Raw genomic sequence first — 24,513 nt, 5'->3', positions numbered from 1 at the left:
AAGCCGCCGTTACCGCAGCAACGGATGTGTACCCCAAGCAAAACCTCAAGACACCACCTCCCCAACCACAACCCCACCCAACCACCACCGCGCCAACCCAAAAACATTCGGCGCCTTGAGCAACGTAAAGTGATTCCCCCCGCCATACCAAACCTGCAACCCACTCCCCTGCCGCCGCCACCCCTCAATCATCCCCCCCTGCTCCCGCTGATTCCCCGCCGCATCCAGCGCTGGGTCTTCAGCCAATACCAACCGCACCACACCGTTAAAACGCTGAACAGGCCGATACGCCGTGCGCAAAGCCGCCGCATACGTCCGCCCCGGCCCATCCATCGCATCCACCGCCGCGCGCCCCGGCAACAACCCAACGCCGACCATGCCTGCGTGTAGCCGCTGGCGCTGCGTCACCTCATCACACCCGGCAAAGTCGACCCGATCAATCCCCAGCGATTTCCCGGCCGACAACTGCATCGCCTCAATCAAGCGCATCAACGCCGCCGTGGTGGTGTAAACCTTCGCGGCCCCACCAGGCGACTCACTGTCGATCACCGTCAACGACGCCACCTCCCGCCCGGCCGCCTGCAACCGCAACGCCATCTCCAGCGCGACCCAGCCACCAAACGAGTGCCCGACCAAATGCACCGGCCCATGCGGATACGCCTGTTCCAGCGCCGCCAAGTAACACCGCGCCGCCGCTTCCACCTGGCTATGGGGCACCGCCTGACCCTCCAACCCGCGCGGCTGCAAGCCGAACAGCGGCCAGTCGCGCCCCAGCGCTTCGCCTAGGCCCACAAACCCGGTGACGCTATCTCCGGCCCCCGGCACGCAGAACACCGGCGCATACCCCGCCCGGCCACTCTGAATTCGCAGCAACGGTTGATGCTGCGCCTGAACCACCGGCGCACTCGTCGCCAAGGCCTCGGTCAGCGCCTGCCCCAGCGCCTGGATATGGGGCGCCTGCATCATGCTCTGGTGATCTCCCGGCACCTCCACCTGGCGCAATTGCCCTGGCGCCAAGGCATCGATCCAACCCAGCGAATCACTGCGTCGTGACAATTCGGTCGGACGCTCACTCGCGCTGAACAGATGCACCGCAACCGGCAACGGGAACACGCTGTAGTGCGCCAGCGCATGCCCGTGCCCGACTTCCCGTTCGATAAAGCTCAAGAGGTCCGCGTCCGCAGCCGCTGCCATTTGCGCGTATAGCAGACCTTGATCGCGACAGCGTTGCAGCAGGCCCGCAAAGTCCAGCTGTCCAATCTGCGACTCCAATTGCCCAAGGCTCGCCAGTTCATCCACACCTCCCTGTGCTTTCCAATACGCCGTGCACTGCAACAACAAGTGCCGCTTAAGCGCGTCCGGCCCGCTCCAGCGCGCCTTGCCCTGGTCGGTCATGCGCGGCACGTAGCTGTCGATCAAACCGAGGAATGCCACCGGTTCATCCAGCCCCAATAGTTGCATCGCCACTTCATAGGCCAGCACCCCGCCGAACGACCAGCCGGCGACCCGGTAAGGCCCATGGGGTTGAATGCCGCGAATCAACCCGACCAGCCGCGCCGCCAGGCCTTCCATGGTGTTCAGGTGCGGCTCGCCCAGCGCCAAGCCTGGCAGGCCGTAAATCGGATAGTCACCGGGCAGATGCTGGCCCAGCGCCGGGAAATACACGTCCATGCCACTGAACTCATGGACCAGGAACAACGGCGCTTGCGCCCCGCTGCTGCGCACCGTGATCACCGAGGTGTCGCGCACCGGCGCATCCGTACGCTGGCGCAGCATCGCGGCCACCGAGGCCACGCTCGCGTGCTGGAACAGCTCGGCCAGCGACACCGCCAACCCCGCTTCGTCCATCAGGCTGACCAGCCGGATCGCCAGCAATGAATGCCCGCCCAACTCGAAGAAGCTGTCATGACGACCGACTTGCTCCACCTTCAACACCTCGGTCCACAGCGCCGCCAGGCTCTGCTCCAGTGCATCGACTGGCGCCTCGAAATCGCGGCGGTTCAAGGCTTCCAGGGCAGGCACCGGCAAGGCTTTGCGGTCGACCTTGCCGTTGGCCGTCAACGGCAGGTGCGCCAGCGGCACAAAGGCCGACGGCAGCATGTATTCCGGCAGTTGGCCCTGCAGGTAGGCGCGCACACTGTCGATGGCGACGGGTTCATCGGCCCAGGTGAAATACGCCACCAGGCGCTTGTCTCCCGGCGCGTCCTCGCGGGCCAGCACCACCACATCCTGAATACCCGCGAAGGTCGCCAGGCGCGCTTCGATCTCGCCCAATTCAATGCGGAAACCACGGATCTTCACCTGGTCGTCATTGCGCCCGATGCATTCCAGCAGGCCGTCCGCCGTCCAGCGGCCGAGGTCGCCGGTGCGGTACATCAAGACGTCCGCGTCGAATGGGTCGTGCACAAACTTTTCAGCCGTCAGCGCCGGTCGATTCAAGTACCCCTTGGCCACGCCATCCCCGCCGATGCAGATTTCACCGGTCACGCCCAATGGCACCGGCTGCAACTGCGCATCCAGCACATGGATCTGTGTATTGGAAATCGGTCGACCGATGGGCACGCTGTCGGCGTCCTCCGCAAGCGACCGGACTTCGTAGGTAGTGGCGTAAGTGGTGGTTTCGGTCGGTCCGTAGCAATGCACCAGGCGCAACGCCGGTGCACGCGCCAACAGGCTGCGGAATGCCGCCGGGTCGGCACGCTCGCCGCCGCACAGCAGGATGCGCAAGCCCGCCAGGGCCTGGGGAATCAGCTGCACGTACTGGTTGAACAGCGCCGTGGTGACAAACAGCACCGTCACGTCCGCCAAGGCCACGCCAAAGGCCGTCGGATCGAGCAAGGTGGCGTGGTCGATCACCTGCACCTGGCCGCCGTTGAGCAACGGCCCCCATACGTCCATGGTGCTGGCGTCAAACGCCGGGTTGGAGGCAAAGGCCACGCGGTCGCTGGCGTTGAAGTCGGCGTAGCCGTTGTTGAGCACCAGGCGCGTGATGCCGCGATGGGGCACCAATACGCCTTTGGGCGTGCCGGTAGAGCCGGAGGTGTACATGATGTACGCCACGCTGTCGGAGGACTGCGACAGGTCCGGGTTGTGGCTCGGTTGCGGATCGAGGGCCAGGGTGTCCAGGTCCAGGCGCTGCGCCGGGTAGTCAACAGACGCGTCGCTGCGGGTCAGCAGCCAGGCCGCACCACTGTCCTGCAGCATGAAGCCCAGGCGCTCGGCGGGGGCGTTGATATCCAGCGGCACATACGCGGCAGCGCATTTGAGCACGGCCAACTGGCTGACCAGCAGGTCCAGCGAGCGCGGCAGCAGGATCGCCACATGATCGGCGGGACGCACCCCAAGGCCCATCAGATGATGAGCCAGGCGATTGGCGCGCGTGTTGAGTTCGCCGTAACTCATTGTCACGACGCCGTGTGACTGCTCGCCCTGCAGCGCCGCCAGCGCTGCAGGACGGGCCTGGGCCTGGGCTTCGAACAGGCGTTGCACCGTGTGCTCGCGCGGAAAGGGCCGCGTGGTGGCATTGAAATCCAGCAGTTGCTGGCGTTCGGCGGCGGGCAGGATCGGCACGTGGCTGATGGCAGTCGTACCGCCCTGTTCCAACGCCTGCACCACCTGCTCCACGGCAACCTGCAGGTAATCGCACAAACGGCGGGCGCCCTGCCCCACGGCCTTGAGGGAGAACCCCTGACCCAGGTCATCCACGCTCAACGACAGGCCGTAGTTGCTGTGCTCCTCGGCCTTGAGCAACTGGATACCCTGTAACGCCTCGGTTGCCGCTTGCGGCGCGCTGTGGCGATAGTTGAACAGCGTATTGAACAGCGGCGTCGTTGCGGGCACGCCACTGCAGCGCTGGGCCAATGCCAACGGCGCCTGCTCATGGCTGAGCAAGTGGGTCAGGCGCGTGTGAGTGGCCCGCAAAGCGTCGCGCACCGAGTGCTGGCCCAGGTCGACCCGCAGCGGCAGGGTGTTGATGAATACGCCCATGGCGCGCTCGGCGCCTTCACCGCCTTGCAGGCGGCCGAGCATCACGGTCCCGAACACCACCTGCTCGCGGCCCGAGACCTTGCCCAGCACCTGGGCCCAGGCCAGGTGCATCAGGCTGGCGGCGCTCACCCCGGACTGGCGCGCCTGAGTACGCAGGCGTTGGCTCAACGCCGGGTCGAGGGCCCGTTGCACTTGCTCCGTGCGGCCCAGGCTGTCGACTTGCGTCGGTTCATCGATCTCGCCGAGCATCTCACGAAAGAACGCCTCGTGATCGTCAACGCCCAGGCGGGTCTGGGCCACATAGTTGCGGTACGGCACGGCCGCGCCCAACGTGTGCTGCGTGCCCGACAGGAACGCCTGCAGTTCGTGTTGCAGGATCTCCAGGGCGACGTGATCCATCACCAAGTGGTGAAACAGCAACGTGGCAGTGTCCTCGGTGCACACCAGGCGCATCAGCGGTGCCTGGGCCACATCGAGCCGTTCCGGCACCGGCCCGTTTTCGACGCACAGCGGGGCTTCGCGCCATACCACCTGCACCGGCTCTTCCAGGCCGTCCCAATGGAATGACGAACGCAAGATGTCGTGACGCTGGATCACCGCCTGCAAGGCCAGGGCAAACGCGTGCATCCGCTGCGGGCTGTCGAACGCAAACTGCGCCCGCAGCACATAGTCGTCGCCGGTCTGCACCGCGCGATGGTGATAGAGCATGCCGGCCTGCAACGGCGCCAGCGGGTAGATGTCCTGCACATTCGCCGCACCGCCGGGGATGCAGGCGACGATACGCTCGATGGCCGGCTGATCCAGCGGGATCAATGGCAACATGTCCGGGGTGATATAAGCGCAATCGGCCGCAATGCCATTGTCCGGCACCGCGACTTCACGACCACCGCCCAGTGCCGCCGCCAAGGCCGACAACGTGGGCTGACCGAACAACACCTTCACATCCGCCGACAACCCGAGGCGGCGCATGCGTCCCATCAGGCTGACCGCGAGCAGCGAGTGCCCGCCCAGCTCGAAGAAGTTGTCGTGACGGCCCACGCGCTCAACATTGAGCAGTTCGGCCCAGAGGCTGGCCAAGGCAATTTCGGTATCGCCCTGGGGTGCTTCGTACTCACGCGCCACCACTGAATCCAGGCCCGGCGCGGGCAGTGCCTTGCGGTCGAGTTTGCCGTTGGGGCTCAGCGGCAAGGCGTCGAGATGCACGAAAATGGCCGGCACCATGAATTCCGGCAGATGGTTCAGCAGGTGAGCGCGCAACGCGTCGATGTCGCTGAACGTGCCTGTGTAGTAGGCAATCAGCCGATTGTCGCGGGCGATCACGGCGGCTTCGCTGACCGGCGGGTAGTCGGTGAGGCGTGCCTGGATCTCCCCCAATTCAATACGCAGGCCACGGATTTTCACCTGATCGTCATTGCGCCCCAGGTACTCCAGCGTGCCATCCGCCAAGTAGCGGCCGACGTCACCGGTGCGGTACAGGCGGCCATCGGTGAACGGGTCCTTGAGGAAACGCTCGGCGGTCAATTCAGGCCGGTTCAGGTAGCCGCGCGCCACTTGTACGCCGCCGATGAACAACTCGCCGACCACGCCCAATGGCACCGGCTGCAGGTGGGCATCCAACACGTACAGGCGGGTATTGGCGATCGGTTTGCCAATCGGTGTGTTGTCCGGCGTCACCGCACCGGCACAGTTCCAGGCCGTCACATCGACGGCGGCTTCGGTCGGGCCATACAGGTTATGCAACTGGCTGCCCGGCAACTGCTGCTTGAAGCGCCGCACCAGGCTGCCGGGCAAGGCTTCGCCGCTGCACATTACGCGGACTAACCCTTCGGCCTGGCTCACATCGCCATGGGCCAGGAACACATCCAGCATCGACGGCACGAAGTGCAGCGTGGTGATGCGCTCAGCCGCAATCACCTCGCACAGATAGGCCGGGTCTCTGTGACCGCCAGGGCGCGCCATCACCAGGCAGGCGCCGGTGAACAGCGGCCAGAAGAACTCCCACACCGACACATCGAAGCTGAACGGGGTTTTCTGCAGCACCCGGTCATGGGCTTGCAGGCCATAGGCGTCCTGCATCCACAGCAGGCGGTTGACCACGCCGGGGTGGTCGTTGATCACGCCCTTGGGCTGGCCGGTGGAGCCGGAGGTGTAGATCACGTAGGCACTGACGCCAGCCACTGGCAGGTTGTCGACGGGTTGGTGCTGCCAGGTCGGCTGGTCCAGGTCGACCACGGCCACGTCCCCCAGCAGTGCACGTGTCGCGCCTTGGGCCAGCACCGTGACAGGCGCGCTGTCTTGCAGCATGTAGGCGATACGCTCCAGCGGATACGCCGGGTCCAGCGGCACATAGGCGGCACCGGCCTTGAGGATCGCGTACAGGCCGATGACCATGTCCAGGCCCCGTTCGACGCAGATCGCCACCCGTGAATCCGGCTGTACGCCAAGCGCCAACAGGTGGTGAGCGAGCTGGTTGGCCCGCGCATTCAGCTCGGCATAGGTCAATACCTGGTCACCGGCCTTGACGGCCACGGCATCCGGCGTACGCATCGCCTGCCCTTCGAACAGGCCATGCAAGGTCTGGTCGAGGTTGTACGCCACATCGGTGGCATTGAAGTCGAACAGCAGATGCTGACGCTCGCGCTCGTCCACCAGCGGCACCTGCTCCAGCACCGCCTGGTCGTTATCGACCATGGCCTGCAGCACGCGGGTGAAGTAACCGATATACCGCTGCACTGTCGACTCATCGAACAGCGCCACCGCGTATTCCAACGCACCGATGATCGTGCCCTGCACTTCCCCCAGGTCCAGGGACAGGTCGAACTTGGCAAAGTGGCTGTTCTCGACGATACCTTCCAAAGCCAGGTCGCCCAGGGCCAGGGTCGGCGCGCTGCTGTCCTGCCAGGTCAGCAGGGTCTGGAACAGCGGGCTGTGGGCCAGGCTGCGCGGCGGGCGGGTGACTTCCACCACTTGCTCGAACGGAAGGTCCTGGTGGGCCTGCGCCGCCAGGGCCTGGGCCTTGACCCGCGCCAGCAGCGCCTCGGTGCTCGGCTCGCCGGAGGTGTCGATGCGCACCGCCAGGGTGTTGACGAACAGGCCGATCAGCCCTTCCACCTCGCTGCGCGTGCGATTGGCCACGGGTGAGCCGATCACCACATCCTGCTGCCCGGACAACCGCGCGAGCAACGAGGCCCAGGCGCTCATCAGGGTCATGTACAGCGTGGTGCCGTGACGTTGGCTCAACGCCTTGAGCCCGGCGGTGAGGCGTTCGTCCAGGCGCACGTCGACGCTGCTGCCGGCGTAGTCCTGCTCTGCCGGGCGCGGGCGGTCGGTGGGCAACGTGAGCAAGGCCGGCGCACCCGCCAGCGTCTGCTGCCAATAGGTGCTCTGGCGGTGCAGCACTTCACCGCTGAGCCACAGGCGCTGCCACACGGCGAAGTCGCCGTACTGGATCGGCAACGGCGGCAACGGGTCCGCCTGGCCGTGGCTGAAGGCCTGGTACAGCGCCATCAGTTCACGGGTGAGCACGCCCATGGACCAGCCATCGGAGACGATGTGGTGCAGGGTCAGCAGCAACACATGGTGATCGTCAGCCATGACCACCAAACGCCCGCGCAGCAGCGGGCCGCGCTCCAGGTCGAAGGGTGCCGAGGCTTCGCCGTGGATCAACGCGTCCAGCGCCTGCTGGGGTTGCGGGTGGCGGCGCAGGTCCTGCACTTGCAGGGGCAGCACGTCTTCGGCGGGTACTATTAATACCTGGGCGTCATCGCCGTGCTGGGCAAAGCGGCTGCGCAGGGTTTCGTGGCGCGCGACGATGCGGGCCAGCGCACGTTGCAGCGCCTCGACGTGCAACTGCCCACGCAGACGCAGGCCGATAGGAATGTTGTAGGCGGTGTTGGCGCCTTCCATCAGCGCCAGGAACCACAGGCGCTGCTGGGCGAAAGACAGCGGCGTGTCTTCGTCACGATTGGCCGGGAGGATATCCGGCAAGGTGCTGCGACCGGACTGGGCCAACACCTCGGCGACCGCCGCGAGTTCGGCATTGGCAAACAAGTCGCCGAGCAGCAACTCCACGCCCAGGCGCTGGCGGATCTGCGAGACCATGCGCATGGCCAGCAGGGAATGCCCGCCCAGCTCGAAGAAATGATCGCGACGCCCCACCCGCTCCACTTGCAGCACATCGGCCCAGATCTGCGCCAGCACGTTTTCGATTTCACCTTCGGGGGCCACGTACTCGCGGGTAAACACGGCGGCCATGTCCGGCGCCGGCAGGGCCTTGCGGTCGAGCTTGCCGTTGGCGGTCAGGGGCAACGCGTCTAGCTTCACGTAGGCGACCGGCACCATATAGTCCGGCAAGTGCGCCACCAGGTGGCCGCGGAGTTCGGCCACCACCAACGGGTCGAGTTGGCGGTTTTCAGTGAAATACGCCACCAGCCGCTCTTCACGCACCAGCACCACGGCTTCCTGGATACCCGCCAACTGGTTGAGCTGGGCTTCGATTTCGCCCAGCTCGATGCGCATGCCACGGATCTTCACCTGGTCATCATTGCGGCCCAGGTACTCAAGATTGCCGTCCGGCAGCCAGCGCGCCAGGTCGCCGGTGCGGTACATGCGCCCGGCGTTGAACGGGTCGTGCAGGAAGCGTTCGTCGGTCAGCTCCGGGCGGTTCAGATAGCCGCGCGCCACACCTTTGCCGCCCACGTACAACTCCCCCGCCACACCCAGCGGCACCGGCCGTTGCTGCTCATCCAGCAGGTACACCGTGGCATTGGCGATGGGTTTGCCGATGTGCAACGGCTGGCCGGCCTCGACCTTGCCGGAGGTGGCGACCACCGTGGCTTCGGTGGGGCCATAGTTGTTGATCAGGTCAAAGCGCTGCGCCCGGCCGAACTGGCGCAGGCGATCACCGCCGATCAACAGGGTGCGCAGCGTCGGGTGTTCGATCTGCTGGCTGAAGGCGTACTCGGCCACCGGCGTGGGCAGGAAGCACACGTCCAAGGGCTGCGCGCACCACCAGGCCAGCAGCGCGTCGACATCCTCGGCGCCGTCATGGGCCGGTGGCAGGTGCAGGGTCGCGCCGACGCAAAGCGCCGGCCAGACTTCCCAGGCCATCGCGTCAAAGCCGAACCCGGCAACACTGGCAGTGTGGCGCCCGGCGCACAGGTCAAAGGCGTTGCAATGCCAGTCCACCAGATTGGCGACGGTGTGGTGCTCCACCATCACGCCCTTGGGCAGGCCGGTGGAGCCTGAGGTGTAGATCACATAAGCGAGGTTGGACGGCGTGACCGCCACCTTGGGGTTGCTCGCCGAATGGTGCTGCCAGGTGTAGCGATCGAGGTTGATCACCGGCACATCCAGGGCCGGCAGGCGTTCCAGCAAGGCCTGCTGGGTCAACACCGCCACCGGGGCGCTGTCGCTGAGCAGGTAGTTGAGGCGCTCGGCCGGGTGCGACGGGTCCACCGGCACATAGCAGGCGCCGGCCTTGAGAATCGCCAACAGGCCGGCCAGGGTGTCCAGGCCACGGCGGGCGACGATGGCAACGCGGTCGTCGGGCTTGACCCCCAGCGCCAGCAAGTGATGGGCCAGCAGGTTGGCTTGCTGGTTGAGTTCGGCGTACGTCTGCTGGCGGCCCTGATGCACGGCGGCAATCGCATCAGGCGTCAGCGCGGCCTGGGCTTCGATGCGCCCGTGCAGCGTGGTGCCTTGGGGGAAATCCGTGTGGGTGGCGTTGAAGTGTTCCAACAACCACTGCTGCTCGGCGAACGGAAGCACTGACACGTGGTTGAGCGCAGTGCCTGGCGCCTGCTCCAGCGCGGTCAGCAGGTTCTCCAAGGCGGTTTGCACGTAGGCACACACGCGCTGCGGATCGACCAGGTTGCTGGCCAGCAGGCTCAGGGCAAAGTCATCGCCAAGGTCGTCGACACTCAGGGTCAAGGGGTAGTTGGTACGTTCCTCAGCGCTCAGCGCAGCGATCCCCTGCCAGGCCGAGATCGCTTCGTCACTGGCCGCCGAGGCACTGTGGCGATAATTGAGCAAGGCGCTGAACAACGGCGTCGGCGCCACCACACCACTGCACCGCTGGGCCAGCGCCAACGGTGCGTGTTCATGCCGCAGCAACGTCGTCAGCCGCGCATGAGTCGCCTTGACCCCGGCGCGCACGTCCTCGCTGCCCACGTCCACGCGAAACGGCAAGGTGTTGATGAAGATACCCAGCGCCCGGTCTGTGTCATGACTGCCCTGCATGCGGCCCATCAACACCGTGCCGAACACCACCTGTTCCTTGCCGGCCAACACCCCCAGCACCTGCGCCCACCCCAAATGGAACAGGCTGGCGGCGCTGACCCCCAGTTGCCGTGCCTGTGCTCGCAGCCGTTGCGACAGCACCGCCGGCAGCGCCAGGTGTACCTCGGTAATGCCCCGCGCATCGCCCTGCACATCGCTCAAGCCAAACGGCAAGGTGGGTTCGCTGATGTCGCCGAGCATCTGGCGGAAGAAGTGTTCGTGTTCCTGCTCGCTGATCCCCAACCGCGCCTGAGCCACATAATTGCGAAACGGCACGGCCTGGCCCAACGCTGCGCCCTGCCCCAACAGATAGGCCTGCAGCTCGTGGCACACCACTTCCAGGGCGCTGTGATCAAGGGCCATATGGTGGAACAGCAGGCTGGCAACGATACGTTGATTGGCCACGTCTTCGGCCCGCACCAGACGCAGCAACGGCGCCTGGGACACGTCGAGGCGATAGTGGCGAGCATCGAACAGGGCGTGCAGTTGCGTGGCGATGTCGCCATCGGCCGGGTCCAGCGCCAGGGCCTGCACCGGCAGGCGCGCGCGGCGCCACACCACTTGCGACGGTTGCTGCACACCCTCCCAGACCACCCCTGTGCGCAGGATGTCGTGACGGTCCATCACCGCTTGCAGCGCCTGGGCAAACGCCTCGAACCGTTCCAGGCTGTCGAAGGAAAATTGCGATTGCATCACGTACGGGTCGCCCCGCTCGGCACTGACGTGGTGAAACAGAATGCCTTCCTGCAACGGCGCCAGCGGGTAGATGTCCTGGATATTCGCCACGCCGCCGTCGACGCTGGCGACGATACGGTCGATTTCGTCCTGGCTCAGTGTCGACAACGTCAACATCGCCGGCAGGATGCGTTCGGCGTCCGCCGGGATGCCATTGGCGGGCACGTCGACCACGCCCGCCTTCGTCGCCGAGTATTCACCGGCCTTGATCAGTTCGATCAACGCCGGTTTGTGCTCGCGCAAGGCGGCGAGGATTGCCGGGTCGCTCAAGGCGTGCTTGTTGCCCTGCACCGATAGCTGTTCGCCCTTGAGCGCCAGCTGGATGTCCTTGGTCTTTAGCGTCGCCAGCAGTTGGTTGATGCTCACAGGACGATCTCCATTCGTTCAGTCAATGCGGCGTAGCCAGCCAGGGTCGGCTGTTCGAACAACGCGCGCACGTCGGCTTCCATGCCTTCCTGGCGCAAGCGCCCGATCAGGCTGACGGCGAGCAGCGAGTGCCCACCCAGTTCAAAGAAATTGTCATGCCGCCCTACCCGCTCCACGTTGAGCAGTTCAGCCCAGAGCCGGGCCAGCAGGATTTCGGTGTCCCCTTCGGGGGGGTCGAACGCGCGTACCCGCCGTGCGTCCATGCCCGGTGCCGGCAGGGCCTTGCGGTCGAGTTTGCCGTTGGGGCTCAAGGGCAACGCGTCGAGGTGCACGAACAGCGCAGGCACCATAAAGTCCGGCAGGTGCAATAGCAGTTGGGCACGCAGGCTTTCGACGGGCGTGTGCTCGCCGGTGTAGTAGGCAACCAGGCGCTCGTCGCGGGCCACCACCACGGCGTCCTTGACCGATGCGTGTTCGCTCAAGCGCGCCTGGATTTCCCCCAGTTCGATACGCAGGCCACGGATTTTTACCTGGTCGTCGTTACGCCCCAGGTACTCGATATTGCCATCGGGCAGGTAACGGCCCACGTCCCCTGTGCGGTACAGGCGCCCGCCGGTGAACGGGTCCTTGAGGAAGCGCTCGGCCGTCAGTTGCGCACGGTTCAAGTAACCCCGCGCCACCTGCACCCCGCCGATAAACAACTCGCCCACCACGCCCAATGGCACCGGTTGCAACTGTGCATCCAGGACGTACATGCGGGTATTGGCGATGGGTTTGCCAATCGGTGTGTTGTCCGGCACTTCGGGCCGCGCACAGTTCCAGGCGGTCACGTCCACCGCCGCTTCGGTGGGGCCATACAAGTTGTACAGGCCGATGCCCGGCAATTGCTGCTTGAAGCGCCGTACCAGGCTGCCCGGCAGGGCTTCGCCGCTGCACATCACACGGACTAACCCTTCGGCCTGGCTCACATCGCCATGGGCGAGGAATACGTCGAGCATCGACGGCACGAAGTGCAAGGTGGTGATCCGCTGCGCCTCGATCACTTCGCACAGATAGGACGGGTCCTTGTGCCCGCCCGGACGCGCCATCACCAGGCGCGCACCGGTGAACAGCGGCCAGAAGAATTCCCACACCGACACGTCGAAACTGAACGGGGTTTTCTGCAGCACCGCATCCTCAGCGTTGAGCCCGTAGGCGTCCTGCATCCAGAGCAAGCGGTTGACCACCCCGGCGTGCTCGTTGATCACCCCCTTGGGCTCGCCGGTGGAGCCGGAGGTGTAGATCACGTAGGCGGCGTGGCGAGCGGTCAGGCCCGGGACCTGGGGGTTGGTCGCGGGCTGGTGCTGCCACGTGACGTGATCAAGCTCGATCACCGGCACGTCGCCCAGCAGCGCGTGGGTGGTCGCTTGCGCGAGGACCACCACCGGCGCGCTGTCCTGCAGCATGTAGGCGATGCGCTCCTGGGGGTAGGCCGGGTCCAGCGGCACGTAGGCGCCGCCGGCCTTGAGGATGGCGAACAGGCCGACCACCATGTCCAGGCCACGCTCGAGGCAGATCCCCACCCGTGTATCCGGGAGTACGCCGCGCTCACGCAGATGATGGGCCAGGCGATTGGCGCGTTCGTTAAGTGCCTGGTAGGTCAGCCGTTGCTCTGCGGCAATCACCGCCACCGCCTCCGGCGTGCGCTCGGCCTGGGCTTCGAACAGCCCCTGCAGGGTCTGATCGAGATCGTACGGCACCTCGGTTGAGTTGAATTCGACCAGCAGCGTATTGCGCTCTTCGGCGCCCAGGATCGGCAAACGATCGAGCGCGTGTTGCGGCGAGTGCTCCAACGCCTCGACCAGGCCCGACAACGCCGTCTGCAGGTAATCGCACACGCGTTGCGCATCGACGCGTGCCAGGGCGGTGATGTCATAGCCATCGCCCAAATCGTCCACGTTCAAGGTCAACGGGTAGTTGGTACGTCCGTCGTTGACCAGGGTCTGCATGCCTTCCCAGGCCTGCTGCGCCTCTTGCGAGCGGGTGGCCGCGCCACGGTGACGGTAATTAAGCATCGAGCTGAACAGCGGGGCCGGGGCAGCGACCCCACTGCAACGCTGGGCGAGCGCCAGGGACGCGTGTTCATGGCCGAGCAAGGCGCTGAGCCGGTCGTGGGTCGCCCGTACGGCGGCACGTGCGCCTTGACCGTCGATGTCCAGGCGCAGCGGCAAGGTGTTGATAAATACCCCCAGGGCGCGGTCTGCGCCCTCGCCGCCTTGCAGGCGTCCGACTAATACGGTGCCGAACACCACGCTGTGGCGGCCCGATGTCGCCGCCAGCACCTGGCCCCACGCCAAGTGAAACAGGCTCGCCGTGCTCACCCCCATCAGCCGGGCCTGGGCCCGCAAGCGGCGGTTGAGGTCGCTGTTCATGCGCAGGCTGTGCTCCTCGATGGCGCTGCCGTCGCCGCGGACGTCCTGCCAGCCGAAGGGCAAGGTCGGCTCGTCGATGTCGCCGAGCATTGCGCGGAAAAAGCCTTCGTGCTCCTGTTCGCTCACGCCCAACCGCGCCTGAGCCACGTAGTTGCGGTACGGCATCGGTGCAGCCGCTGGCACTTGCCGGCCGAGCAGGAAGCCCTGCATTTCCCGCAGCACGACGTCAAACGCGGTGTGGTCAAGGACGATGTGGTGGTACAGCAATACCGCGACCACCCGTTGATGGACGGGATCCTGGGCGTACATCAGGCGGATCAGCGGGGCCTGGCTGATGTCCAGGCGATAGCGTCGTGCATCGAAACTTTCGTGCAGGCCGGCCAGTACATCGCCTTGCAGGTGCAGTGCCTGCACCTGCAGTTCGGCGGTGCGCCACACCACCTGCAGCGGTTGCGCCAAGCCCTCCCAGACCACGCCGGTGCGCAGGATATCGTGACGATCGATCACCTGTTGCAACGCTTGGGTGAAGGCGTTGAGACGTTCGAGGCTGTCAAACGCCAGGTGCGTTTGCAGCAGGTACGGGTCGCCCTGCTCAGCGGTGATGTAATGGTAGAGAATGCCCTCTTGCAACGGCGCCAGCGGGTAGATGTCCTGCACATTGGCCGTGCCGCCGGGTACTTGCGCGACCACTTGGTCGATCGTTGCCTGGTCGAGTTCCACCAAGGTCAGCAGGTCCGGCGTAATGCGCCGGCAGTCGGCGGGAATGCGATTAACCGGCACCTGCACTTCGCGACCACTGCCGACGGCGGCGGCCAGTGCGGCCAGGGTCGGCTGGCTGAACAGCACGCGCACATCAGCACTCAGGCGGACCTGGCGCATGCGTTCGATCAGGCTGACGGCCAGCAACGAATGGCCGCCCAGCTCGAAGAAGTGGTCATGGCGACCGACCTGTTCGACGTGCAAGACCTCGGCCCAAATGCGCGCCAAGGTGGTTTCAACTTCGCCTTGGGGCGCTTCGTATACACGGGTCAGCAGCGCGGCGTGATCGGGTTCCGGCAGCGCCTTGCGGTCGAGCTTGCCGTTGGCGGTCAGCGGTAATGCGTGCAGCTTCACATAGGCGACCGGGACCAGGGCATCGGGCAATTGGGCTTGCAGCTGCGTGCGCAGGGTGTCGATGTCCAGCGGTTGCTGTGCGGTGAACCAGGCAATCAAGCGACCTTCGCGCACCAGTACCACCGCTTCGCCGACGCCGTCCAGGGCGGCCAGGCGGCTTTCGATTTCCCCCAGTTCCACCCGTACGCCGCGCAGTTTGACCTGGTCATCGTTACGGCCCAGGTACTCGATGTTGCCATCGGGCAGCCAGCGCGCCAGGTCGCCGGTGCGGTACATGCGCCCGGCGTTGAACGGGTCTTGCAGGAAGCGTTCGGCAGTCAGGTCCGGCCGGTTCAGGTAACCCCGCGCCACACCGCTGCCGCCCACATACAGCTCGCCCGTCACCCCCACCGGCACCGGGCGCAATTGCGCGTCCAGCAAGTAGACGCTGGCATTGGCGATCGGCCGACCGATATGCAACACCTGCCCGGCGCGCACGCGGCCGGAGGTGGCAACCACGGTGGCCTCGGTGGGGCCGTAGTTATTGATCACCGCAAAGCGCCGCTCGTGAGTGAACTGACGCAGGCGATCGCCGCCGATCAGCAGGATGCGCAACGTAGGGTGTTGCAGCTGCTGGCTGAAGGCGTATTCGGCCACCGGCGTCGGCAGGAAGCTGACGTCCAGCGGCTGCGCCAGCCACCAGGCCAGCAGCTCATCGATGTTTTCATTGCCGACGTTGGCCGGCGGCAGGTGCAAGGTGGCCCCCACGCACAGTGCCGGCCACACCTCCCAGGCCATCGCATCAAAACCGAACCCGGCGACGCTGCTGGTGTGGCCCGTAGCACCCAGGCCAAAGGCTTCGCAGTGCCAATGCACGAGGTTTTCCACGGTACGGTGTTCCACCATGACGCCCTTGGGCTGGCCGGTGGAGCCGGAGGTGTAGATCACGTAGGCCAGGTGCGCCGGGGTCAGCGTGTCGAGTGGTGGGTTGGTGACGGCGAGGTGCTGCAAGCGTGGGTCATGCAGGTCTACGCTGGCGACCTCGCCCAATAACGCGCGAGTACTGGCTTCGGCCACCGCCACCACGGGTGCGCTGTCGTGAAGCAGGTAGGCGATGCGCTCGGCGGGATACGCCGGGTCGATGGGCACGTAACCGGCACCGGCCTTGAGGATGCCCAGCAAGCCCACCAGCATCTGCGGGCCACGACGGCAGCAGAGCGCGACACGGTCGTCGGGCTGTACACCGAGTGCGAGCAGGTGATGGGCCAGTTGGTTGGCGCGCTGGTTGAGTTGTTCATAGGTCAACGCCTCGCCGCCTTGCAGCACCGCGACGGCCTGGGGTTTGCGTTCGGCCTGGACCTCAAAGGCACCGTGGACGGTCTGCCCCTGCGGGAAATCATGGCCGGTGGCGTTGAAGTCGCGCAGCAGGGTTTCGCGCTCCGTCGCCGCCAGCATCGGCAGTTGGTTGAGCGCGGTCTGCGGTGCACTTTCCAAGGCGGCCACCAACTGCTCCACGGCGTTGTGCATGTAGGCGCACAGGCGCTGGGCGCCGATCTGCGGCAGCGCCAACACGGTCAGGCCGAAGCCCTCACCCAAATCGTCCACGCTCAAGGTCAACGGGTAGTTGCTGCGCTCTTCACCGCCGAGCAATTGCACGCCTTCCCAGATGCCATGGCCATCGCGGGCCATTTCGTCAGGGCTGCTGTGACGGTAGTTGAGCAACGCACTGAACAACGGCGATGCGTTCGCCACGCCGCTGCAACGCTGGGCCAGCGCCAGGGACGCGTGTTCATGGCCGAGCAAGGCGCTCAAGCGCCCATGAGTCGCCTTGACCGCAGCAGCGGCAGTCGCCGCCACGTCGACGCGCAGCGGCAGGGTGTTGATGAACATGCCCAGCGCGCGGTCCGCACCGTCACCGGCCTGCATGCGGCCCATCAACACGGTGCCGAACACCACGTCGTCACGCCCGGACAAAAGCCCCAGCACCTGTGCCCAGGCCAGGTGCATCAGGCTCGCCGCGCTGACCCCCAACTGCCGCGCCTGCTCGCGCACCCGCCGTGCCAGCGCGGCGTCCACCGGCTGTTCGGCCTCTTCGATATCACGCCCATCGCCCTGCACGTCCTGCACACCAAACGGCAAGGTCGGTTCCTCCACGTCGGCGAGCATGTCGCGGAAGAACGCCTCGTGCTCCTCCACGCTGACGCCCAGGTGCGCCTGGGCCACGTAATTGCGAAACGGCGCCGCCACGGGCAAGTCCTGGGCCTGGTTGAACATGAACGCACGCATCTCCTGGCCCACCACTGCCATGGCGGTGTGGTCCAGCGCCAAGTGGTGGAACAGCAGGATCGCGGCGACCCGGTTGTGCTGCGGATCCTGGGCGTACACCATGCGCAGCAACGGCGCCTGGGTGATATCCAGACGGTAGTGGCGAGCGTCGAAACGTGCGTGCAGTTGCTCGATGATGCCGCCGTCCGCCGGGTCAAGGGCAACCTCCTGAACCACCAGTTGCGCCTCGCGCCACACCACTTGCACCGGGCTGTCCAGGCCTTCCCAGACCACGCCGGTACGCAGGATGTCGTGGCGGGCCACCACCTGTTGCAGCGCGCCCATGAACCCATGCAGACGCTCCAGGCTGTCGAACGCCATGCGCGATTGCAGCAGGTACGGATCGCCCTGCTCGGCGCTGATGTGGTGGTAAAGAATGCCTTCCTGCAACGGCGCCAGTGGGTAGATATCCTGCACATTCGCCGCACCACCCGGCACGTTCGCGACAATACGCTCGATGGCCGCCGGGTCGAGCGGCACCAACGTCAGCATCGACGGGGTGATCTGCGTGCAACCCAGCGGAATACCATTGGCCGGCACCACGACTTCCCGGCCGCTGCCCACTGCAGCGGCCAGCGCCGCCAGGCTTGGCTGGTTGAACAAAACGCGTACGTCACAGCTCAGGCCAACCTGGCGCATGCGCTCGATCAGGCTGACCGCCAGCAACGAATGCCCGCCCAGTTCAAAGAAATGATCATGACGCCCGACCCGCTCCAGCTTGAGCACGTCCTGCCAGATCTGCGCCAGCTGGGTTTCCACTTCGCCTTCCGGGGCTTCAAAACCACGACTTAACAGCGCGCTCTGGCCCGGCACCGGCAGACCCTTGCGGTCGAGTTTGCCGTTGGCGGTGAGCGGCAACAGCTCCAGCCACACATACGCCGACGGCACCATGTAGTCCGGCAACTGGCCCTGCAAATGCGCACGCAGGGCTTCGATCTCCAGCGCTGCACCGGCCGTGTAGTAGGCGACCAGGCGTTTGTCGCCCGGTTCGTCTTCACGGGCCAGCACCACGGTGTCTTTCACGCCTGGGAAGCTGGCCAGGCAGGTTTCGATCTCGCCGGGCTCGATACGGAAACCACGGATCTTCACCTGCAGGTCGTTGCGCCCCTGGTACAGCAAGGTGCCGTCGGCCTGCCAGCAAGCCAGGTCACCGGTGCGGTACAGCACGCCGTCGCCAAACGGGTTGGGGATGAATTTCTCGGCGGTCAGTTGCGGCTGGTTCAAATAGCCCGTGGCGACGCCCGCACCGCCGATGTACAGCTCGCCGACCACGCCCAGCGGCACCGGTTGCTGGCGCGCGTCCAGCACGTAGGCCTGGGCATTCGCGATCGGCTTACCGATGGGAATACCGCCCTCGCCGACCCGAGTGATTTCAAAGGTGGTGGAAAACGTGGTGGCTTCGGTGGGCCCGTAGCCGTTAAGCAGGTGCTGGGGTTTGCCGTGTTCGAGCACCCGGCCGATCACCTGCGGGTCGAGCACGTCACCGCCGACAATCAGGTAGCGCAACTGGCGGAAGACCGGCATCAGCGCATCGGCGTACTGGTGGAACAGCCCCGCGGTCATCCACAGCACGCTGACGGATTGCTCCTGCAACAGCGCAGCGAACGCGGCCTGGGACAACAGCACCGCGTGCTCGACCACCACCACGCAACCGCCATTGAGCAACGGCGCCCACACATCCAGGGTGCTGGCGTCGAACGCCGGGTTGGAGGCGAACGCCACGCGGTCCCGCGCGTTGAACTCGGCATAGCCGTTATTGAGCACCAGTCGCGAGATGGCGCGGTGCGGCACTTGCACGCCTTTGGGCGCACCGGTGGAACCGGAGGTGTAGAGGATGTAGGCGACACTCTCCGAGGACTGGGGCAGTTCAGGGTTACGCGGCGACAGGCCGTCCAGGTTCAGGTCGACCAGGCTGGTGAGCACCCGATGCGCGCCACTGTCTTGCACGATAAACGCCTGGCGCTCGACCGGCGCATTGACGTCCAGCGGTACATACACCGCCGCGCATTTGAGGATCGCCAGTTGGCAGATCAACAGGTCGAGCGAACGTGGCAGCGCAATCGCCACGCTTTCGCCCGGCTGCACGCCCTGGTTGAGCAGGTGATGAGCCAGGCGGTTGGCGCGCCGGTTGAGGTCGCGGTAGCTCAACGACAGCGGGCCATGCACCGCTGCCACCGCTTCCGGACGGGCCAGCGCCTGGGCTTCGAACAGTTGATGCACGGTGAGGTGCGCTGGGTAGTCACGGGCAGTGGCATTGAAGTCCACCAGCAATTGGTGGCGCTCGGCGGCCGGCAGGATCGAGATGGCCTGCAGCGGCGTGGTGGGCGCCTGCTGCAAGGCGGTCACCAGGTGGCGCAACGCGGTGAGCATGTAGTCGCCCACGCGCTGCACGTCCAGGCTCGCCACGCCTTGCACGGTCAGGGCAAAGCCTGTGCCCAGGTCATCGACGTTGAGCACCAGCGGGTAATTGCTGCGTTCTTCGGAACTGAGAATCTGGATGCCGGAGGCCGCGAACGGGCTGTGCCCCGGCGCCTCGCCCGGCGCGCTGTGACGATAGTTGAGCAAGGTGCTGAACAACGGCAGCGAACCCGGCACGCCACTGCAACGCTGGGCCAGGGACAACGACGCGTGCTCATGCCCGAGCAACTGCGCCAGGCGCGCGTGGGTGGCGCGTACACCGGCTTGTACGCCGACGCTGCCCAGGCTGACGCGCAGCGGCAAGGTGTTGATGAACATCCCCAGCGCCCGGTCGGCGCCCTCGCCGCCCTGCATGCGCCCCAGCAATACGGTGCCGAACACTACCGCCTGCTGGCCGGACACTTGCCCGAGCACCTGCGCCCAGGCCAGGTGCACCAGGCTCGCCGTGCTCACGCCCAATTGCCGCGCCTGTTCACGCAGGCCCAGGCTCAAGGCCGGTTCCAGTGGCAGCTGGGCTTCAAGGATGCCGCTGCCGTCGCCATTCACGTCCTGCAACCCGAAGGCCAAGGTCGGCTCGTCGATATCGCCAAGCATCTCGCTGAAAAATGCTTCGTGCTGCGCCTGGCTGACCCCAAGCCGTGCCTGGGCCACATAGTTGCGGTACTGCACGGCGTCGGGTAATTGCGCGCTGTTGCCGGACAGGCTCGCGCTCATTTCTTCCACCAACACCTGCAGGGCGGTGTGGTCCAGCAGGATATGGTGCAGCAGCAGGATGCCGACGAAACGGTCCTGTTCCTCGGCGTAGGCAAAACGCATCAGCGAGGCACGGCTCAGGTCGAGGCGGAAGTGGCGAGGATCGAAGCGTTGCTGCAGTTGCTCAAAAGGCTCGTCGATACGCTCGACGGCCAGCGCGGCCTGGCGCAACACCACCTGCACCGGCTCATTGAGGCCTTCCCAGAGGATCGCGGTACGCAGGATGTCATTGCGCTCGATCACGCTGTGCAGGGCCTGGATAAACGCGTCCACCGCCGCCTGGTCGTTGAAGCTGAACTGCACCTGCAACACGTAGGGATCGCCCTCGGTGGTTGCCAGGTGATGATAGAGAATACCGGCTTGCAACGGTGCCAGGCCGTAGATGTCCTGCACGTTGCTGATGCCGCCGGGCACGCGCTGGATGATGTGGTCGAGGGCCGCCTGGTCCAGTTCCACCAGGGGCAGCATGTCCGGGGTGATGTGCGTGGTGGCGTGGGTTATCAGGTTGGTCGGGACCTGCACCTCTTGCTGCCCGCCCACCGCCGCCGCCAGTGCCGCCAGGGTCGGCTGGCCGAATAGCACACGCACGTCGGCGCTGAGGTCAACCTGGCGCATGCGTTCGATCAGCTTGACCGCCAACAGCGAATGGCCGCCCAGTTCGAAGAAGTTGTCGTCACGCCCCACGTGCTCGAGCTTGAGCAGGTCTTGCCAGATCGCCGCGATGGCGGTTTCCACCGCGCCTCGGGGGGCTTCATAACCCCGTCGAGCGAGGGCACCGGCGTCCGGTGCGGGCAGTGCCTTGCGGTCAAGCTTGCCGTTGGTGGTCAACGGGAATTGATCCAACTGCACAAAGGCGCTGGGCACCATGTGTTCGGCCAGGCTCAGCAGCAGGTGGTCACGCAGGTCGGCGGCGCGCAGTGCGCCTTCGGCAATCACGTAGGCCACCAGGCGCTTGTCACCCGGCGCATCTTCACGGGCGATCACCACGGCGTCACGCACACCCTCGGCGCTGGCCAGGTGCGCTTCGATCTCGCCCAGTTCGATGCGGAAACCGCGGACTTTCACCTGGTCATCGTTGCGGCCCAGGTATTCGACGCTGCCGTCGGCCAGCAGTCGACCGAGGTCACCCGTCTTGTACATACGCAGGCCGGTGGCCGGGTCGGGCAGGAAGCGCTCGGCGGTCAGCGCGTCACGGTTGAGGTAACCGCGCGCCACACCGGCGCCGCCCACGTACAACTCACCGACCACACCCAGCGGCAACGGCTCGCGACGCGCGTCGAGCACATACAGTTGCAAATCGGGAATGCGCACGCCAATCGGGCTGACACCGACCAGTTGTGCATCCGCCGCCTCCAGGGCGCGGTAGGTCACGTGCACGGTGGTTTCGGTGATGCCGTACATGTTCACCAGCTGCGTGCCGGCGTTGATCGCCCGGGCGTACCACGGCTTGAGCATGCCCGGCTCCAGCGCTTCGCCGCCGAAGATCACCTGGCGCAGGGAATGGGACTGCGGGTTCTGGCCTTGTGCGGCGATCAATTGGCGGAAGGCGCTGGGCGTCTGGTTGAGGATGCTCACGCCCGCTTCGCACAGCAGTGTGTAGCACTCGTCCGGTGAGCGGCTGACCAGTTGCGGCACGATCAGCAACTGGCCGCCGTGCATCAGTGCGCCCCAGATTTCCCAGACCGAGAAGTCGAAGGCGAAGGAGTGAAACAGCGCCCAGACGTCGTTGCGGTTGAAGTCGAACCAGTGCTCGGTGGCCGTGAATAAGCGGGCGACCTGCCGGTGCTCGATCATCACGCCCTTGGGCTGGCCGGTGGAGCCGGAGGTGTAGATCACATAGGCCAGGTGGGCCGGGCTGACTTTGACCCGCGGGTTGACGATGGATTCACCGCGCAGGCCGTTGAGGTCGACCTGTGGCAAGTCGCCAACCAGATGGCGCGTGTTGGCTTGTACCAACACGGCCAAGGGTTCGCTGTCGGTTAGGGTGTAGGCGATGCGCTCCAGCGGGTACGCCGGGTCGATCGGCACGTAGCCGGCGCCGGCCTTGAGGATGCCCAGCAGGCCGATGATCATTTCCGGGCCACGCTCCACGCAGATCGCCACGCGGTCATCCGGGCGGATGCCCTGGGCCAGCAGGCGGTGGGCGACTTGGTTGGCGCGCTCGTTGAGCTGGCGGTAGGTGAGGCGCTGGTTGTCGAAGCGCAAGGCAATGGCTTCAGGCTGGGCGGCGGCGTGGGTTTCGACGTGCTGGTGGATCAGGGCGGTGTCGGCGTAAAGCGCGGGGCTGTGATTGAAGCGATGCAACAGGCTGTGGCGTTCGGTGTCGGGCAGGATAGTCAGGCCGCTGAGCGGCATATCCGGTCGCTGTTCAAGGGCCTCGGCCAGGCTTTCCAGAGCGGTATGCAGGTAGGTGGCGACACGTTCGGCGCCGATGGACGCGTCGACCATCACGGTCAGGGCGAAATCTTCACCCAGGTCATCGACGTTGACCGTCAGCGGGTAGTTGGTGCGTTCCTCGGCGCTGAGTACGCGGATGCCCTCGGCGATCTCGATCACCTCGGCCATGTCCGTGGCGGCGCTGTGGCGGTAGTTGAGCATGGCGCTGAACAGCGGCGTCGGTGCGGCAACGCCACTGCAACGCTGGGCCAGCGCCAGGGAGGCATGTTCGTGGTTGAGCAAGGTGGTGAGGCGTTCGTGAGTCGCCTTGACCCCGGCGCGCGCACTCTGCTCGCCCACATCTACGCGCAAGGGCAAGGTGTTGATGAACATGCCCAAGGCCCGCTCACCGCCCTCGCCCGCCCCCATGCGGCCGAGCATCACGGTGCCGAACACCACCGTGTCGCGCCCGGAGACCACGCCCAATACGCGCGCCAATGCCAGGTGCATCATGCTCGCCACGCTCACGCCAAGCGGCCGCGCCAGGGTGCGCAGACGGCGGCTCAGTGCGCTGTCGACGGCGAGGCGTGCCTCGTCGATACCCAGGCCGTCACCCTGTACGTCCTGCAAACCGAAAGGCAGTGTCGGTTCCTCGATATCCGCCAGCATCTTGCGGAAAAAGGCCTCATGGGCCTGCTCGCTGACGACATGGCGCACTTGGGCGATGTAGCTGCGAAACGGCACCGGCTCTCCCGCTTGGGCTTGCTCGCCGGCCAGGTACAACTGGATTTCATGGCGCACCACATCCAGGGCGGTGTGGTCGAGGATGGTGTGGTGAAACAGCAGGGTTGCCGCCACACACCCGGTGAGCGAATCCTGGGTAAACACCAGGCGCAGCAGCGGTGCCTGGCCCAGGTCCATGCGGTCGTTGCGCGCATCGAAATCCACGGCCTCGCACGCCAGGCTTGCCTTGCGCCACACCACTTGCAGCGGTTCGTCGAGACGCTCCCAGACTATCGAGGTGCGCAGGATATCGTGGCGATCGATCACCCATTGCAACGCCTCGGTAAAGGCGTGCAAACGTGCGCGACTGTCGAACTCGAAATGCGCGTGCAGCACGTAGGGGTCACCCTGCTCCGCCGACAGATGGTGGTAAAGCATGCCTTCCTGCAGCGGCGCCAGCGGATAGATGTCCTGCACATTCGCCGCGCCCCCAGGGATGGCCGCGACGATACGGTCGATAGCCGCCTGGTCGAGGCTGACCAGCGGCAGCATGTCCGGCGTAATGCGGTAGGCCGGACTCAGCCAGTCACCGCCATGCTCGGCCACCAGTGCCAGCAGCCGGGGTTTGTGAGCAATCAGTTGATCCCACAGCGCATCCTCCAACGCCTCGTCGTCACCGAGGATGATCAGGTCGCCTTCTTCCAGTTGCAGACGGATCGCATGGGTGGAAATCGCTGCCAATAATTCGCTGAACTGCATGGGGTAACCTGCCTGGTAAGTCACGGTTGAGGAGAAAGTCCGTTTTCAGCTGCCGCGTAAATCGGGTGCTGGGCGCCGCGCATCCAAAAAAAGCGGGCGCAGCCGGGGGCCTGGAGAGGCTTCCGGCAGGCTTGGAAAATTAAGGGATTTGGCAGGCGGGGGGTGACATGGTAAGCGGGGACAAGAGAGATCAGGGTTGGTTCAATCTCAATGAAAACACCTTACGCCTGTGGCTGGCGGGCCCTTGTGGTGATCGGGCTTGTTGTGGTGAGCGGGCTTGCCCCGCGCT

General features: G+C 65.6%; 2 protein-coding genes. Both read right to left on the bottom strand.

Annotated elements, in window-relative coordinates; translation table 11 throughout:
• Window positions 1–45: 45 nt before the first annotated feature.
• Complete coding sequence (locus tag ACI512_RS15575) at window positions 46–11,367, bottom strand: amino acid adenylation domain-containing protein (RefSeq protein ID WP_405121868.1); 11,322 nt, start codon at window positions 11,365–11,367, stop codon at window positions 46–48.
• Window positions 11,364–24,224: a non-ribosomal peptide synthetase gene (locus ACI512_RS15570; protein ID WP_236380540.1), complete on the bottom strand. Its 12,861-nt coding sequence runs from the start codon at window positions 24,222–24,224 to the stop codon at window positions 11,364–11,366. Before ACI512_RS15570 ends, ACI512_RS15575 begins: the two co-directional genes overlap by 4 nt.
• Window positions 24,225–24,513: the final 289 nt, after the last annotated feature.

The organism is Pseudomonas petroselini, assembly GCF_045037875.1.
In the GTDB taxonomy this organism is placed as follows: domain Bacteria; phylum Pseudomonadota; class Gammaproteobacteria; order Pseudomonadales; family Pseudomonadaceae; genus Aquipseudomonas; species Aquipseudomonas petroselini.
The sequence above is the reverse complement of the archived record's forward strand: the minus strand, read 5'-3'. Positions and strand labels throughout refer to the sequence as shown.

What these genes read in the sequence shown, in the direction of transcription:
- ACI512_RS15570 (WP_236380540.1), bottom strand. Translation starts at nt 24,224, where the DNA reads ATGCAGTTCAGCGAATTATTGGCAGCGATTTCCACCCATGCGATCCGT.